General features: G+C 57.6%; 8 protein-coding genes and 1 pseudogene. 3 read left to right on the top strand and 6 right to left on the bottom strand.

The features are described 5' to 3' along the window. Positions 1 to 366 precede the first annotated feature (366 nt). Positions 367 to 630 (bottom strand): annotated as a pseudogene (locus NLM33_RS37200) (hypothetical protein); the annotation flags it as partial. Between the two features lie 27 nt (positions 631 to 657). After that, positions 658 to 858 (bottom strand): hypothetical protein, encoded by a 201-nt coding sequence (locus NLM33_RS37195; RefSeq protein ID WP_084801537.1) that lies wholly within the window; start codon positions 856 to 858, stop codon positions 658 to 660. Between the two features lie 939 nt (positions 859 to 1797). On the opposite strand from NLM33_RS37195, the gene gmd reads away from it, so the two are divergent. From gmd to NLM33_RS49875, 3 genes are all read left to right on the top strand, one after another. Beyond that, positions 1798 to 2883 (top strand): GDP-mannose 4,6-dehydratase, encoded by a 1086-nt coding sequence (gene gmd / locus NLM33_RS37190; protein ID WP_254103402.1) that lies wholly within the window; start codon positions 1798 to 1800, stop codon positions 2881 to 2883. Then, complete coding sequence (locus NLM33_RS37185; RefSeq protein ID WP_305880503.1) at positions 2864 to 3811, top strand: GDP-L-fucose synthase; 948 nt, start codon at positions 2864 to 2866, stop codon at positions 3809 to 3811. The genes gmd and NLM33_RS37185 overlap by 20 nt, the downstream gene beginning before the upstream one ends. A gap of 158 nt (positions 3812 to 3969) precedes the next feature. Next, on the top strand, positions 3970 to 4197 hold the full coding sequence (locus NLM33_RS49875; protein ID WP_371930035.1) for a hypothetical protein: 228 nt from the start codon (positions 3970 to 3972) through the stop codon (positions 4195 to 4197). A 7-nt stretch (positions 4198 to 4204) separates the two neighbouring features. On the opposite strand, the gene NLM33_RS37175 is transcribed toward NLM33_RS49875, so the two are convergent. The 4 genes from NLM33_RS37175 to NLM33_RS37160 all read right to left on the bottom strand — a co-directional run bounded on the left by NLM33_RS37175 (position 4205) and on the right by NLM33_RS37160 (position 14719). Continuing rightward, positions 4205 to 4981, bottom strand: coding sequence for a DUF4239 domain-containing protein (locus tag NLM33_RS37175; protein WP_254103401.1), 777 nt, complete (start codon positions 4979 to 4981; stop codon positions 4205 to 4207). A gap of 660 nt (positions 4982 to 5641) precedes the next feature. Then, positions 5642 to 6373, bottom strand: coding sequence for a 4'-phosphopantetheinyl transferase (locus tag NLM33_RS37170; RefSeq protein WP_254103400.1), 732 nt, complete (start codon positions 6371 to 6373; stop codon positions 5642 to 5644). 523 nt (positions 6374 to 6896) lie between these two features. Next, complete coding sequence (locus NLM33_RS37165; protein WP_254103399.1) at positions 6897 to 8276, bottom strand: MATE family efflux transporter; 1380 nt, start codon at positions 8274 to 8276, stop codon at positions 6897 to 6899. Positions 8277 to 8317: 41 nt separating this feature from the next. Beyond that, the gene (locus NLM33_RS37160) at positions 8318 to 14719 is read right to left on the bottom strand and encodes a non-ribosomal peptide synthetase (protein WP_254103398.1); all 6402 of its coding nucleotides are present in this window, start codon (positions 14717 to 14719) and stop codon (positions 8318 to 8320) included. Positions 14720 to 15809 lie beyond the last annotated feature (1090 nt).

The raw sequence follows: 15809 nt of genomic DNA, 5'->3' as shown, positions 1-15809 counted from the left end.
GCCAGAACAGGCTTGACGTGACCACCGCTGCGGTCCTGCGTCACTGATGCGACCGAACGGTCGTCAACCTCAGCCGCCCCTTTGCGCGCATCAGCGAAGCCGGCGCGACTGCTTTATAACGCAGCTCGCCCGGTAAACGGCGCTGCCACACGCGTAACCGATCGGCGGCGACGCGCACCATGCGCGCTTCTGGGATCTTTTCACGACCGTCGCCAGATCTGACCTGAAATTCCGATCGCGCCGAGGACCTGGGCGGCGAAACATCGCACTTCGGCGCGGCGCAGCATGATATCACCGGCAGGGTTCAATTGATCAATCGTCCGCTTCGCGTTGCTCGGAAGCAGATGCGCTCGTCTTTGACGGCGCCTCCGTGGCGACCAGGCGCGCTTCCATCAGATCGAGGAGGGTGCGACCCTTTTCTGTGATGCGCCAGCCACCATTTACCCGCTCAACGAGCTTCTGCGAAAAAATGTCGAGGTTCGGGACACGGGCGGCCATTCTCTTGGTGCGCTCGGCCCAGTCTCGACCACTCGTCGCTAGAATGGCCATGTCGCGTTTGAGCTCCGCCATTGACGCGAATCCGTCCGGGTAGCTCGCAAGGATCTTAAGAACGGTAACCTGGAAATTCACCTGCGTGGGAGATCGTATCGTCCGCGCCTACCGCCACATGGTCGGTGCATCGCGAAGTGCTTCGAGGCCAATCTGTTTGAGGCGGTCGGGTATCGTTTCACCTCTGGTGGCGGCTTCCAGAAGCTTAGCGGCAACATGTGCGCGGACCCCAGTCTCGTAGCGCGAAATGCGTGCGCAGACCTCCTCGAGGACCGCGCGCAGAAGCTCGGCGGTAGCCGTATCCACCATTTGGAGATCTCCCGCGTGCCCTACATGAGGAAGATAATACGGATCGCGCGTTCCGAAATTCAAGTGGGATGAATGACCTAGCTTCCAACCGTGCTTCCTGCGCCCTTGTCGCAACGTCACCGGGCGGTTACCCGGCTCGTTGTTCGATAGCGGCGGTTCGGCTTCGATCGCAATTGTCGCCGCATCTACTCTCACTTGAATTTTCGGAGTTCTGCTTCGGCGCGGTGCTCGAGCTCCTTTACTTGGCGGCGATTTCTATCCGGCGCTCCACGCCAGCCGGCGCCCTGTCGAACTTAAACACAGTCCTACGAGCAGGCTTATCTTCGCTTGGAATCCAAGCACAATTTCTGGCTCTGGCATCCGCGCGGCGGTAGAGATGGCCAGTCATGCCGTCGCCTGCCGAATTGAAAATGTGCTTGACCTTGTGATTCTTCAGCGATTTTCAAACAATCGGGCGTGAAAAAGGTTAGAGCTTGCAGTGCATGGTAGCCAGCTTTCGCGTTCGATGAGTGCAACGAGTTCGTATTTCGGCGCACAAATTCCGCGTCAGGTTGCATTTTTCGACGGATTTCACTTGTTTCGCTCACGGCGCTCCTCACGATTTGCATCTATCTTTGATTGCTCCGAAGATTGCGCCGCCCGAATAACAGGATGACGAGCCTGCGATTGCAGATAAGGGGTTGAAGCTGGGTTTAAGGCCTTAAGCCGCCTCGGGACGACTTTGGCGTAGACGCTCTCAAGTCATCACGGTGTCGGAAAATCGAGCACCAGGCGAAAACTCCGTAAAATCAATGTAGTAAACGTCTATTGTCCTTTGGCATTGATTTCTTTATCACCGTGGATGGTTTTGAGAGCTTGAACAGCTTCCGTCGGGGTAACGGGCGGAGGGTGACTGAGGGGCACGTAAAACCGATCGGTTCGTTTGCACCAGGGTAGAATTTGACAAGTCAGAATTCTCAACGGCGGGTCGCTTTGATTACCGGCGTGACCGGACAGGATGGCGCCTATCTCTCCGAATATCTATTATCGCTCGGCTATGTCGTGCATGGCATCAAGCGGCGGTCCTCTTCCTTCAATACCGCGCGCGTCGATCATCTCTATCAGGACCGGCATGCCGGGGATGTGCCGTTTCTGATGCACTACGGCGACATGACCGACTCGACCAATCTGATCCGCTTGATCCAGCAGATCCGACCGACCGAGATCTACAACCTTGCCGCCCAGAGCCATGTCGGCGTGAGCTTTGAAAGCCCGGAATATACTGCAAACGCCGACGCGATCGGCGTGCTGCGCCTGCTCGAGGCGATCCGGATTCTTGGCCTGGAGAAAGAGACACGCTTCTACCAGGCTTCTACTTCCGAGCTTTACGGCCTGGTTCAGGAAGTCCCCCAGAAGGAGACCACGCCGTTCTATCCGCGCTCGCCCTATGGTGTGGCCAAACTGTACGGCTACTGGATCACGGTGAACTATCGCGAAGCCTACGGCATATTCGCAAGTAACGGCATCCTCTTCAATCACGAGAGCCCAGTCCGCGGCGAGACCTTTGTTACCCGTAAGATCACCCGCGCCGTCGCCCGCATTGAGGTCGGTCTTGAGAAGACGCTCTACCTCGGCAACCTCGAAGCCAAGCGCGACTGGGGGCATGCACGCGACTATATCGAGGGCATGCACATGATTTTGCAGGTGGACCAACCCGATGATTTCGTGCTCGCGACCGGCGAGACGCGGTCGGTGCGCGAGATGGTCGAGCTAGCATTTGCCGAGGTCGGCCGCCGCATCGAGTGGCGCGGGAAGGGCATCGATGAGACTGGTGTTGACGCGAAGAGCGGTAAGACCGTGGTCCGAATCGATCCGACCTATTTCCGTCCGACAGAGGTTGATCTTCTCATTGGGGATGCTACCAAAGCGCGCGAGCAGCTCGGCTGGAAGCCGAAGCGCAGCTTTGCGCAGCTCGTGCAGGAGATGGTGGCAAGCGATCTAGACGAGGCGAAGCAAGAGGCCGCCGGTGGCCGCCACACCGTTTGAGCTGAAAGGGAAATCCGTCTATGTCGCCGGCCATCGCGGTATGGTCGGGGCCGCGCTCATGCGGCGCCTTGTGCAGGAAGATGCGCGCCTCGTCATCTTGGAGCGAAGCGAGGTCGATCTGCGCGACCAGGCTCAGGTGTTTGGCTGGTTCGCCAAGGCACGGCCACAGGTCGTGTTCTTGGCTGCCGCCAAGGTCGGCGGCATCGTGGCAAATGATACACTGCGTGCCGAGTTCATCTACGACAACATTGCGATCGCCGCGAATCTGATCCACGCCGCTCATCTCAATGATGTCGAGAAGCTGATGTTCCTGGGCTCCTCGTGCATCTATCCAAAACTTGCGCCCCAGCCGCTGCGCGAGGATATGGTGCTGACCGGTCCGCTCGAGCCCACCAATGAGCCCTATGCAATCGCCAAGATCGCCGGCATCAAGATGGTGGAAGCCTATCGCAGTCAGTACGGAAGCGACTTCATCAGCGTGATGCCGAGCAACCTGTACGGCCCCGGCGACAACTACCACCCCGAATATAGCCACGTCGTCGCAGCCCTGATCCGCCGCTTTCACGAAGCCAAAGTCGCTGATAAAAGAAGCGTCATGGTGTGGGGCACGGGCGCGCCACGCCGTGAATTCCTCTATGTCGACGACATGGCGGATGCCTGCGTGCATCTGATGAAGACCTATTCGAGGGCCGATCTCGTCAACATCGGCACCGGTGAGGACATCACCATCGGCGACTTCGCCCGCGTCGTTGCCGACATCGTCGGCTATCGAGGTGAAATCACTTTCGACACCTCGCGTCCCGACGGTACGCCCCGCAAGTTGCTCGACGTCAACCGACTCGCAAAGCTGGGCTGGCGCGCGAAAACCTCCCTGAAAGATGGCATCCAGCAGGCTTACCGGGCCTTTCTGACAACAGGCAACGACTGAAGAAGATTGTACGGATAAAAAGTCCACGGCGGGACTTGTCGCCCGTCAGAGCACCCGCGCCGCCGCATTGAGGCCGGCCTGGAGGATTCGCTCTATCTCGACGACCTCGACGCCAGCCGCGACTGAAGGCATGCACGAGATCATGTCGAAGACAGCACATGATCCCGCAGGCCGACAAGCCCGGAACCGGCGAGCCGCGGTCGGTGCGCGAGATGGTCGCGTTCGCATTTGCCGAGGTCGGCTTCGAATGGCGCGGCGAGGGCGTCGAAGAACCTGACATCGATACCAAAAAGCGGTACGGCGATCGAGTTCACCACAACGTCAGTACGACAAATCTCCCGGTTGCATCAACGCGGAAATGGTTTGCATTCACTGTAAGAAGCTGATGCATCTTCATTCCGCTGCGATTTTGGTGAGCTCTGCCAGTGGTCCCGGTTCTACTCGGATATCACCGGAAAACGGACGCTCTTGCAGGCCGATGAGTCCCAGCGCTATCACGACGGCGATTGAGAACACGGTTAGTGCCGTAATTTGCGCACCGACCTTCTTCAGGTGCACCAATCCGATCGATATTTGTGTGACCACGCCAAGGATGAGGACGAGTATCCATTTGGCATCGATGGTGCGGTCGGAAGCCAAGGCGAGCCGTTCGGAGCGCGCGCTGCCCGCTCCGACTGCGGCATTTAACAAGGCCGTCTGCACTGCCCCGCCCGCTGCTTGAGCGATCTGCGGATCACTCACTTCTCGCAGCAAGGCGTCATAGGCGGGACCAGGCGAATCGGCCTTCTGGTCCTGTGCCATCGCCGGCCACTCATCGTCCACGAGGGCGGCGACGTATTTCGCAACCACTGAGCGGAGGCTGGCCATATCCGAGACGGACGCATGGCTAACAGCGTAGATGTTGCGCAGCTCCGCCGCCTCTGACTGCACCGCGCGGGCCGCTTGACGGTTGCGATCGGTTATATCATTGGCCAAAAATCCGGTGAGGAACGCAAACAACACTCCGACCGTGCCGAAGAACGGAGCGACCACGCCTTCTACGCGGCGCATCGGCACAACCGTTGCGGGGCTGAAACTCGCGATCACAATGACAGCGCCGGTCGTTGCGTAAAGAGTGATGAGGACCGCGAACAATTCAAATATCGGAAAGTCCAGCCAAGCTTTAATCATTGGGTTAGCCGATCCTCCGATGCAAGGCGCAGACTCCGATTGAAGCATATGAGTATTCGGCTGCCCGATAGTGCATTGCCAGCGAAAGCCCAACTCTGGGGCCGCGATAGAACGGTTCAGGGATTGGGTTCGTTCGCTTAAGGATCAGAGTTCTCTCAGACTTTTTTCATGGCTTTTGCAAGGGCCCGCTCTGGGCAAGAGATTACCTCGCTGCGACATTTGGTCCGCATGGTGCCCCCTATGTGACGCCTTATGTCCAGCCGAACAGGACGGATGCGGCGGATGCAGAAGCGGTTTGTGAGCAGGCCGCCGGCCGACAATGGCCGAACAACAAGCCGCGGGCATGAATTGTGGACGCGGAAATGCTGATGAGGCAGCGAAGCCTGATTTTCACGCGGGTCGACAAGGTCGAATTAAACATTGTGGCAGGCACCGCAAAGCCGCTGGCAATTCTTCGGAACGAAAACGACGACAGGATCCCTGCTGCCGCCCGCTGTGCCCGTTGAACAGATAGAGCTGCTTATACGTTCAGGCGCGAGGACAACCCGGTCAATGCCCCCTCCTCCTCCTCGACGTCTGACGTGAATGCAGGACGACCATCGTCGTCGGCAACGGCAGGCCGCCGCATCGACTGTCTAGCGGGCACCAATGCCTACCGGATCAACCCATTTCCACGCGAATGCCCCGGGCAAGGTTTGCAAGCTTCGTAGCGCTACACTCCGAGCCTCGAAATCGCACCGCCAATGCAAGGATGCCTCCGAGAAACGGGAGATAAATTCCATTGATAGTGCGGCTGCCGAAACTTGTAGGTTTTTCCGGATTGATGATCTCCGCCTCGAACAACCCACTCTGGTCACCTGCCCTGACACTGACATCTTGAAAATCGAGGAATTCACCGGTTTCTGGCGAATAGGACTTGTATACAGCTTCCTTGATGACGAAGATTAGTTTCGGGCCAAAGCGATTGCTGGACCATTCCCGACGCTGTAGTTCCGCGGAGGTGCATATGATTGGCAGAAGGTCGGCTCCGAGCGGCTCTTCATCTTCGATGTCTAATCCCAGAGCGAGGACGTTCCTTGAGCGTCCCGCAACGGCGCCACAGTCGGAAGAAGAGTGGGAAATGCTCCCGACGACTCCAAGAGGCCAAAGCGGAGCCCGATCACTTCTAGACAAAATCGGAACAGGAGTGAAGCCGAGGCGATGCAATGCCTCGTGAGCGTGATGCCGCCCCCAAGCGAATTCACGCCGACGGCGCAGGGCTACGTTTCCCAACATTTTCGCTTCAAGGGGAAACAGAGGGGGAGCGGGATCATATATTGGTCCGCCCGAAAAGCTGATCTCGTGCGCCAAAGCTGTGCCGATGGCGGCTCCTAACGTCGTGAGCGCTTTCATAGATGGACAAGCCCCTTCTCTCGCGGTCGTGCGCCTGAGACGACGTCAATAGCATTCGGTCATTTCGCTGAAAGCTGGCACGCGCTTTGTGTGCTCGTGGGGCGATATGCGATCCGAAGTTCCTTTTCTTGAGGAAGCGCAACAGCTGCACTCGTTGCGAGCGGTGGGGAAATGTACCGCATGTTTTTGCGCCGCGGCTTTAGATCGTTCTCGGCTACGTGGCGCGGTTACGCCCCAGCTGCGCGAATGGTTCGAGGCCGAGCCGAGGCGAGCCAGGCAGCGAACTCCTTCTCAAAATAGAATGACCCAAGGGATCACGCGGTACCAATCTCGGCTGGCTCGCAGGTCCGGCTCGGCGTCCGCTGCCGACTGTCGTTGCGGTGGCCTGCAACACCCAGCGCTAACGCTCAAGACGAATACTATTGCGCATGACTTCTGCACATAGCGCTCGTCATGACTTTGGAGCGCAACGCCTCCCCGGCTAGGCCTCATGCTCTGGGCTCCGGTGACATGTGTTGTCAGGTCACCCCACAATCTCGATTGGTCCTGAAGCAGGGTGCCGGAGCGCCCGTCTGAGCTCAGCGAACTGGTGGAACATGACAAACAGCGCGATCATTCCGGCGCCCAGTTCAGCGATTGCTTGACTGGCCAGCACTCCGTTGAAACCCGATATGACCGGGAATAACAGTACGGCCGGGATGAAAAGATAGCCTTGCCTCGCGAAGGACACAACCGCACTGAGGCGCGCTCTCCCGAACGAATGAAGCATCGTCGTCACGAAACTCTCAATACCAAAAAGTCCAAAAAACAGATGGAAGACGATGCAGGTCGAGATGCCAATTTCCCTGACCTTATCGCTATCGCTGAACAGGTTGACCAAAGGCCGGGCAAAAGTCATAACGGCTGCAGAATACGCAACCGAAAAAGCGACATTTATAGAGAGTATGAGCTTCGCAGCCTTCAGCACTCGAGCAAAGTCCCGTGCGCCCCAGCCGAAACCGAGGACAGCTTGAGAGCCTATACAGAAGCCAGTGATAGGCAGTGCGCCGATCGTCAAGATCCGCACAGCTATTCCCACGGCCGCGATGGACTCGTCCCCGAACGGTGCGGCAGCTCCGTATAAGAGCATCACGGCAATAGCAGATAAAATACTGGTCGTGGACGCCGGCGCACCTATCGAGGCGAGCTGTCTGATGCGATCGGCTTGCAACGAGACGTGAGACATCCTGACGAGGACTATCCCGCGGAGCGTCGTAAAATACGCGATATAGAGGCTGATCGCAGCGATCTGGGACACCAGCGTTGCGAGGGCCGCGCCTCGCACACCGAGGTCCAGTAGGAATATGAATATGGGATCAAGCACAGCGTTCAGTATGAAGGCGGCAACCATCGTCCACATGCTGAATCGTGTATTGCCTTCGGCTCTGACAACAAATCCGTTGACGATATTGAGAAGCATCAACGTGTACCCGAACAAAAGCGTCGCTGCGTAGTCGAGCGCCATGGGCAGGATGGTTGGAGTCGCGCCGAGCGTTAAGAAGATCCCTCGCAGGCTTGGAAGCAGAGCCAACGTAATAGTGATACCGATCGGAGCCGCGAGCGCAAGTGCGGTGCTCGCGTCTTTACTCGCCTCCAGGTACTCACCAGCGCCAAGATGACGGGATATGATCGATGCTGTTCCAACACCGATCCCCTGTCCAGCCGCCGCGAGCAGGACCACAATTGGCAAGGCCATGCTGACAGCTGCAATCGCCTGTGCGCCAAGTGCGCCAACAAAGATCGCGTTGACGACCTGCTGTAGCGCGTTGATCGATAAGCCAACAACAGAGGGAATGGCGAGCCGCAGAATGAGACTCGAGAGATTTGGGTCCGATAGGTCAGGGTGCGGACTCTTCATTGTCATCACATCGCGATCGCTCTCGACGGCGACTTTTCACATCCGGCTCATTCATGGGTGAACGTGCCACGAACTGATCCGAATTCGCTAATCGTCTCCAACAGCTCCTGTTGCAATATTTCGCAAAGATTACGGGTCGGCTCATACCCGACTTGGCTTGAATCGTACCTTGCTTCGATCTGTATCTGGCCGGCTTGATATCCGACATCGAACCAGAAGAGATGACCCACGGACGCTTCATCCATGTCTTCGCCGATCCAGAGTGGAGAGGGTTCCTTGGCTAGGAGACAGCGTGGAAAATGGCGCTGCACACCCGCTCGATAATTCAATCCAATTCTTGGTAGGGGCAGGCGATCGACCCGACTCCGCACGGCAGGATCTCGGTTTAGGAATCTCATGGCCCGAAACCCTATTCCCCTGCGCGGCAAGGCATTGCGCTGGCGGTATATTGAGCGCGCACGATCGGAGCGGCGCTCCGTTCCTGTCAGTCTCAAGGGAAGCGGAACAAGCTCGCTGATATTGCCGATGATTTGAGATGATTCGAGATCGTCAAACACCCGACCTCGGATTGAGGTAAGGTTGTCGATCCAAAGCGAGTGGTTGCCGCAAACGCGTCCGAAGGCGCCAGATATAGCGGCCAGAAAGACATCGACGTCCTGACAATGCGCCCATCTGGCTGCAATATTGAAGAGGTCGGCTGTCGCTTCTTTGTCGATCTCAAGATGGTATTTGGCCTGATCTTCCGAAAGGGCGCGGCAGTTCGCTTCGTCCATGCGACGTTCAAGTCGCGCATAGTGAAGCTCTCTGGCGGTCACTTTCGAAAAGCTCGCGCCGCCTGATGAAGTGTCGCTGACGTGGAAATTGAACTGGTGGTAGTCAATGCCCTCCCAGTATTTGAGTTCGGCCGGCGCTTCGCTGTTCGCATAGTGCTCAAGGCGCTTCCACCATGGAGAGAGCATTTGTATGTTCTCGGCACCACTCTCGATATGGCCCGAAGCAAGGGCGTTGTACGCCGCATCCAATGCTTCCAGGAACAGTCGATAGCCTATCCCGTCCGCTACAAAATGATGCATCAGGACCAGCAGATAGTAATCGCCGCTTTCCGCGGTGCGGAAGGCGGTGACGTTAACAAGAGGCCTCTGGCCGTCAAACCGAAACATGTGCTGACGTCTTGCTGACATGCTCTCGATTATCTTGCGCTGCTGAAGGACGTCCATTCCGACAAGATCGATCTCTTCCACGAGGCGTTCGGCCACGGACGGTCCGATTGTCAGACGTAGGCCCTCAACCGTTCGAGCAATATGGAGTCTGAGGCCTTCGTGCCCATCCATGACATGAGCAAGGGCACGCTCCAGCGTTCGGACGTTCAGGATGCCGGCGGGCAAAAAGAACAGATCGCCGATGTTGAAATGCTCATCGAAGCCGGCAAGACGGTTCCAAGATGAGGTTGCGGGGGTCACTGGCAATGAACCGTCTGGGGAACGGACGGCATCGCGTGTAACCGCTTCGTCTGCCGCCAATTCCCTGATGGTCGGTGTTCGATGGAGCCGCTCGACGGTGAGATTCAGCCCGGCTTTGCGCGCCAGCGTGACGCAGCGAACGCTGAGAAGAGAATCTCCGCCGATATCAAAGAAGCTCCGATCCAGTCCGACCGACTTGGCGCCTAATAGATCCTGCCAGATCTCAGCAAGAATGCGCTCCTTTCTCGTGCGGGGCTCAGCACATGGAACTGGCCCGACCTCGCGGGAGGGAACGGACGACAGTCGAGAACGATCTATCTTCCCACTTGCCGTAAGGGGGATGCTGTCAACCAAACGGAAGGCGGCGGGGATCATGAAGGACGGCAATGTGTGGCGCAGGTGAGTGATGATGTCTCCAGAGCTCAGACTGTCGCGAGCCTGAACCACGTTAGCGATCAAGCGACGATGATTATCCATGCCGTCTGCGACCACCGCGGCCTTTGCGATTGCAGGATGAGACTCAAGAGCCGTTTCGACCTCCTCCAGCTCGACGCGAAAGCCCCGTATTTTGATCTGATTGTCCGACCGGCCGCAAATTTCGAGCAGACCGCTGGTTGAGATGCGTGCGATATCACCGCTTCGATAGAGAACGCTGTATTGGCCGTGATCATAGGGATTGCGGACGAAACAGCGGTTGGTCCGATCCTGATCCCGCCAGTACCCAGCGCTCACGCAGCGTCCGGCGATGCAGAGTTCGCCGGGGGCTCCGACAGGGACTCTCTTCAACTGGGTATCGAGAACGTGGAGTTTGACGTTATCGATTGGGCGCCCAACGGGGACAAGCGACGAGCCGTTGCAAGCGTCCGATGTTTCATAGACTGCTGCATTGGATGCACATTCCGTAGCACCGTAGAAGTTCCACAACGGCACGTCCGGGAAATGTGCACGCCAGCGGCCGGGGAGCGAGGAAGGCATCGGTTCGGCGCTGCTCGTGACCAGCCGCAAGGCTGTCGGTCGCGGGTGCCGTCCTTGCGAATCAATGATGCCGGACAGGAGTGGTGGCGAGGCAAATAAATGTGTCACGCGACGTTTCGCCAACGTGCATAACAGTAGATCTGGATCCAGCAACTGCTCCTGGGTCAGGATCAGCGTGGGCACACCCTTCAAAAGCCCCCCAAAGTACTCCCAGGCGGACGCAACAAGGGAAGCGGACTTCTGGACAACCATAACGTCGGCACTGTCGAAGGGAAAACGTCGCCACATCCAGTTCAGCCGATTGAGAGTAGCCGATTCCTGTATAAGAACCCCCTTCGGCTTCCCGGTTGAGGACGAGGTGTATATAAGGCTTGCAATTCCCTGATCTGATGGTTTGTCGCTGCGCCAAAAATCGTGCGCGCCCACGCTGGACGCTTCCAGCGTCAATAGACAGACCGACGGCACGTCGAAACCAGGTTCAGCGATATTTGCGTGAACCAAGAGCTTTGCCTGACTATCTCGCAGGATATGTTCGATCCGATCACGCGGACAATCCGGCGATATTGGGACAACCACGGCCTGCAAGGCTCGTGTCGCAAGAATAACCGCCGCCACGTCAGGCGACCGGTCAACCACCATGGCGATCATATCGCCAGCCCTCACGTCCGAAGCTCGCAGTAGCGACCTGATAGCTGCTACGCGCTCGCGCAGTTGGCCGAATGTGATCTCGCCGAAATTGCCAAAATATGCTACCTGTGTCCGATTGGAGACGCTGATTTGCTCGAACGCCTCGACAAGCGAGCATTCAGTCTCGTATGGCTGCGCCGAGCCATTTAGCGAGTCTAGCATAGCGACGTCTAACGCGCTGAGGCAGCTCAGATCTTCAATGGGCGCAAGCGGCTTCTCAATGCAGGCTGCAATCAGACAGCGCAGATTGTCGGCCATACGGACAATCAGATCGCTCGAAAATATGTCTTCCGCATACGCTAGCTGGAGGGCAATTTCATCGCCCTGATCTTGTGCGTACAATGTCAGATCGAATTTTACATAGCCGGTCTCGTATTCACGGAATGTCAGATCCAACTCATGTTGGCCGGGTGGTTCGGCGGCCTCGGAGTACGTGTTGAACATGACCTGGAAGATCGGCGAGCGTCCCGCTTCGCGATGTACTCGGGCATCCCTTACCATCCAGCCGAATGGATATGCCGAATTTGCAATCGCACTGCTGACGAGGCCCTGGACGCGCGAGACATGAGCCGCAAAGGACTGGTCGACATCGATCGCGGTGCGGATCGGCAGCATATTCAGGAAAAAGCCAACGATTTCCGTGCTGCCAGGTTGATCCCGTACGGCGTGCGGTATGCCAACGATAATATCGTCCTGACCGCTATACATCCGCAGCAGCAGCTTGAAGCATGCGAGGAGTGTTGTCGACGTGGTGCACCTGTGTCGGCGGGCAAACTCCCGGACCTGATTGGAGAGCTCGCTGCCAAGCAGCACCGCATGCGAGGCGCCGCGGTAGGAATTTGTCTGCAGCCGCGCTCGTCCCGTTCCAAGCGAAAGCACCGGCGGATCATCACCAATCTGACGACGCCAATAATTACGTTGGTTGGCCAGCGCCTCTGTAGTCGTGTGTTGCGTTTCCCAGAGCGCGTAGGCCGAAAGTGACGCGCGGTTCTCTGGCAAGAACGCCGCGGGATCTACGTAGCCTTGTCGAAGGTCTCTAAGCAGAACGGAGATCGACCAGGCATCGATGATGATTTCGTGAGCGGTGATCAGTATGAGATGGTTGTCGGGGCCAAAACGGATCATGCGCGCGCGAAATAGGTGGCCTTCGCCGAGATCAAAGCTGGCGTTCAGCTCTGTTCGGCGCAACTCCGAGACCAGCTCCTCAGCTTCCTGCGCCGTGAGATGAGATGCATCGACCAGTTGAAGGCTTGCGCATTGCGGAGCATCGAAAAGCTGAACCGGACCGTTTTCGTCTGTGAAACGTGCAGAAAGTGCCTGATGGGAGTGAACAACATCGGTCCAGGCGCGATTGAACGCGGCCGGATCGATGATGCCTCTTAGTCGCAGGCCGCCTTGAATGATGTAGTTCCTGGCAGATGGATCGAGCTGCGACAGAAACCATAGGTGCTCCTGAACTCGCGTCAGGGGCGCTCGCAAAAGCTTGCCGTGCGCCGGGGCTGTGCACGGTTTCGATTCGGCTCGGGTCGATATCGACGCCGCAAGAGATCGGACCGTTCCATTCAGAACCAACCTGAAATCTGCTCTTACTCCGAGCAGGGTCTGCAACCGGCCCAATATCAGCATTGCCCGAAGCGAGTCTCCGCCGAGGCTAATGAACTCGTCATTGACGCCAATGTTCTCAATACGCAGAATGTCGGACCAAAGTCGACACAGCTGAGCTTCTAGCTCTGTTTGCGGCTCTTCGAACGGAGTCGGCAAGAGAGGGCGAACACTGGTCGGGTCCGGCAAGGCTCCAAAATCGACTTTTCCGTTGCTGGTCAGTGGAATACCGCCGACGTGGATGATCCTTTCTGGGAGCATGTAGGCGGGAAGCGTTTCGGCAAGAAAGCTCTGAAGCTCGCCTTCCGCTACTTCAGGCGGGGCTGACACATACGCGATGAGCCGCCTCGATCCAGTTTCCCCCTCAGCCCGGGTTATGTCTCTCGCCGTAAGCTTTACGCCTGCGCTGACCGAGGCGACCACGGCGGCGCCACGTACCAATTGATGGGCGGAAAGGCGGGCCTCGATTTCTCCCAGCTCAATTCTGTGCCCGCGAATTTTGACCTGACGGTCCCGTCGACCGAGACATTCCAAGAGGCCGTCGGAACGAACTCGCCCGAGATCGCCTGTCCGGTATAGGCGCTGGAACGAAGGATCGTTCAAGAACGGGTTTGGCCCAAAGGCATCCTTGGTGCGGTCATCGTCATTGACGTAACCAGCCGCGACACCAATGCCGCTAACACAGATTTCGCCGACCTCTCCCGTGTCGCACAGCCGCGGTCCATCCGCGACATAGACCTCAAGGTTAGAAATCGCTTTGCCGATCGGAACATAAGTGTCAGCCAGCGCGGGCGGGACGGAAAGAAGATGATGCGTAACGCCGTCCGCGCACTCGGTCGGCCCGTAGTGGTTGAGAATGGGAACCGAGGGATATAAGGCAAGCCACGCGCGCGCCAGGCCGGGAGTTAGAGGTTCTCCGACCGTAGAAATACTCCGCAAACCGTCTAGAACTCGCTCAGCGGCCGCAAGCGACTGCAGATATTCGACAAATACCGCAAGCATCGACGGCACGAATTGAACGACCGTCACGCCGTATTGTTGAATGGCTTGGAGAAGAGATACTGGCGATTTCAGTGTCGCATCATCGATGATCGCGATACAGCCTCCGACGCAAAGTCCCGCCAGAAGCTGCCACAGCGAAATGTCAAAGCAGTGCGACGCTGTCTGCGCGACGCAATCAGTCCGAGTGAGAGTTAAAGCGTCAATCTTTGCCATCAGATGATTATTGAGGGCTGCGCGCTCAATCATTGCGCCCTTCGGCCGGCCCGTCGAACCAGACGTAAACAGAATGTAGGCTACTCCATCCTCGCTTGATGATGGCACAAAAGTCGAAGTCTGACCCTCGCGCAACGCCGCCTCTATTGTCACGAATTGGGGGGTGGCCATGCTGCTAGCCTGGAATAGGCTGAGCTGCTCCAGCTGGTTCGGGCCAATGATCAGAGCGCAGCGGCTCTGCTCGATCATGAATGATGTACGGGAAACCGGTAACGATGGATCGAGCGGCAGATAGGTTGATCCAGCCTTCAAAATTGCGACGACCGCCGTCGCCCAGTCGAGGTCTCGCTCACCCCAATAGCCGACCACCGCGCCGTGAGCCACCTTCTCTCGTAACGTCCTCGCGAGCGCATCCGATCTTGATCGCAGTGCCTTGTAGGTGAGTGCGTCTACGCCGTACCTGAGCGCAACCCTTTCCGGATCCGAGCTTGCAAGCCGTTCGATCGCCATGATGGCGTCGATCGGTTGACCTTCCACAAGCGGAATTTTGCCCGACCGATTTTCCGTAGGCGTACGCCTGCCGCCATTCCTCACCCTGTGCGGCCCTTCAGCCAGAACATCGCGGGTCCTGAATGGGTTTTGCGTTGCTTAGCCACCCTGGTTCTGCCAGTCATCTTACGCCGATTTGCCGATTTGCTAGCTTCTCGCTTTTTGCGTTCACGATGTCCTCGATGATCGGCAGGGAACATGACCGAACGCTAGGGCCTCAGCTTGGCGGTGGCATCTACCTGATCTTGTAGTAGACACGCGCTAATCTGCATGACACCCGCAATCAGCGCGTCCTGAGACTCGGTTCCGGCTTGTGATTTCCTGCATTTGTAGGCGCCTGGGCTGTGGCTTGGTGCTGTCTCGTGAAACAAGACGTGGCGCCCTAGCCGGCCTGCAGGTCGCGCGCGGTGCGGAAAGCGATGATATCGATTGCGCAAGAACCAAGACAGAACCGCCTCATCGTTTTCCGCGAGGCCTGCGTCGTTCCGGTAGCCGCTGAGGGGCAGTCGTTAAGTGCTCGAACTTTTTGTCGTTCTTCGCTCACGAAATGGCTATGAGCGGCGTAACGAATCGTGTGCGTGCAGAACCACCACCACGATTGATATGTTGTTCGCAGGCGTTCGCCCTGTTCCACACGAAAACGCACTCAGAAATGTCTATTCTGGACGTCGAGGCTGCCCGAAAGGCCGTCGTTCCGATACGCTTTCCGAATCTGGATTGAACGTGGGGTAGCGCTGCTTGGCCGCCACGCGGTGCACGCTCGACAACTCCTTTCAGCTCGTCAAAGCAAGCTTGCGTCTCGCCGCCGACAGAAGATCCGATACAAACAATGTTGCGGTGCCGCTTGGCACCAAGGCGAAGCCGGAGTGTTATCATCGCGCGGGTGTCGGTGGTAAGCTTGAAGGGTTGATGATGAGCCTTTCCTCCCGTGCCGCATCGCGCAACCGATCGCTCGTGACGTCTTTGCCACGAGCCAGACTTCGATAGCCGCAGCCTAGCCAGCAACGAAAGCGGTTTCCTGCAGCGCAGCCTGCTGTCGTACGCTACGCTA

Source organism: Bradyrhizobium sp. CCGUVB1N3 (genome assembly GCF_024199925.1).
Taxonomy (GTDB): Bacteria; Pseudomonadota; Alphaproteobacteria; order Rhizobiales; family Xanthobacteraceae; genus Bradyrhizobium.
The sequence above is the reverse complement of the archived record's forward strand: the minus strand, read 5'-3'. Positions and strand labels throughout refer to the sequence as shown.

Excerpts from the sequence above, each read along its gene's own strand:
- NLM33_RS37195 (WP_084801537.1), bottom strand. The coding sequence starts at position 858 with ATGGTGGATACGGCTACCGCCGAGCTTCTGCGCGCGGTCCTCGAGGAG.
- NLM33_RS49875 (WP_371930035.1), top strand. The coding sequence starts at position 3,970 with ATGATCCCGCAGGCCGACAAGCCCGGAACCGGCGAGCCGCGGTCGGTG.
- NLM33_RS37175 (WP_254103401.1), bottom strand. The coding sequence starts at position 4,981 with ATGATTAAAGCTTGGCTGGACTTTCCGATATTTGAATTGTTCGCGGTC.
- NLM33_RS37170 (WP_254103400.1), bottom strand. The coding sequence starts at position 6,373 with ATGAAAGCGCTCACGACGTTAGGAGCCGCCATCGGCACAGCTTTGGCG.
- NLM33_RS37165 (WP_254103399.1), bottom strand. The coding sequence starts at position 8,276 with ATGACAATGAAGAGTCCGCACCCTGACCTATCGGACCCAAATCTCTCG.
- NLM33_RS37160 (WP_254103398.1), bottom strand. The coding sequence starts at position 14,719 with ATGGCGATCGAACGGCTTGCAAGCTCGGATCCGGAAAGGGTTGCGCTC.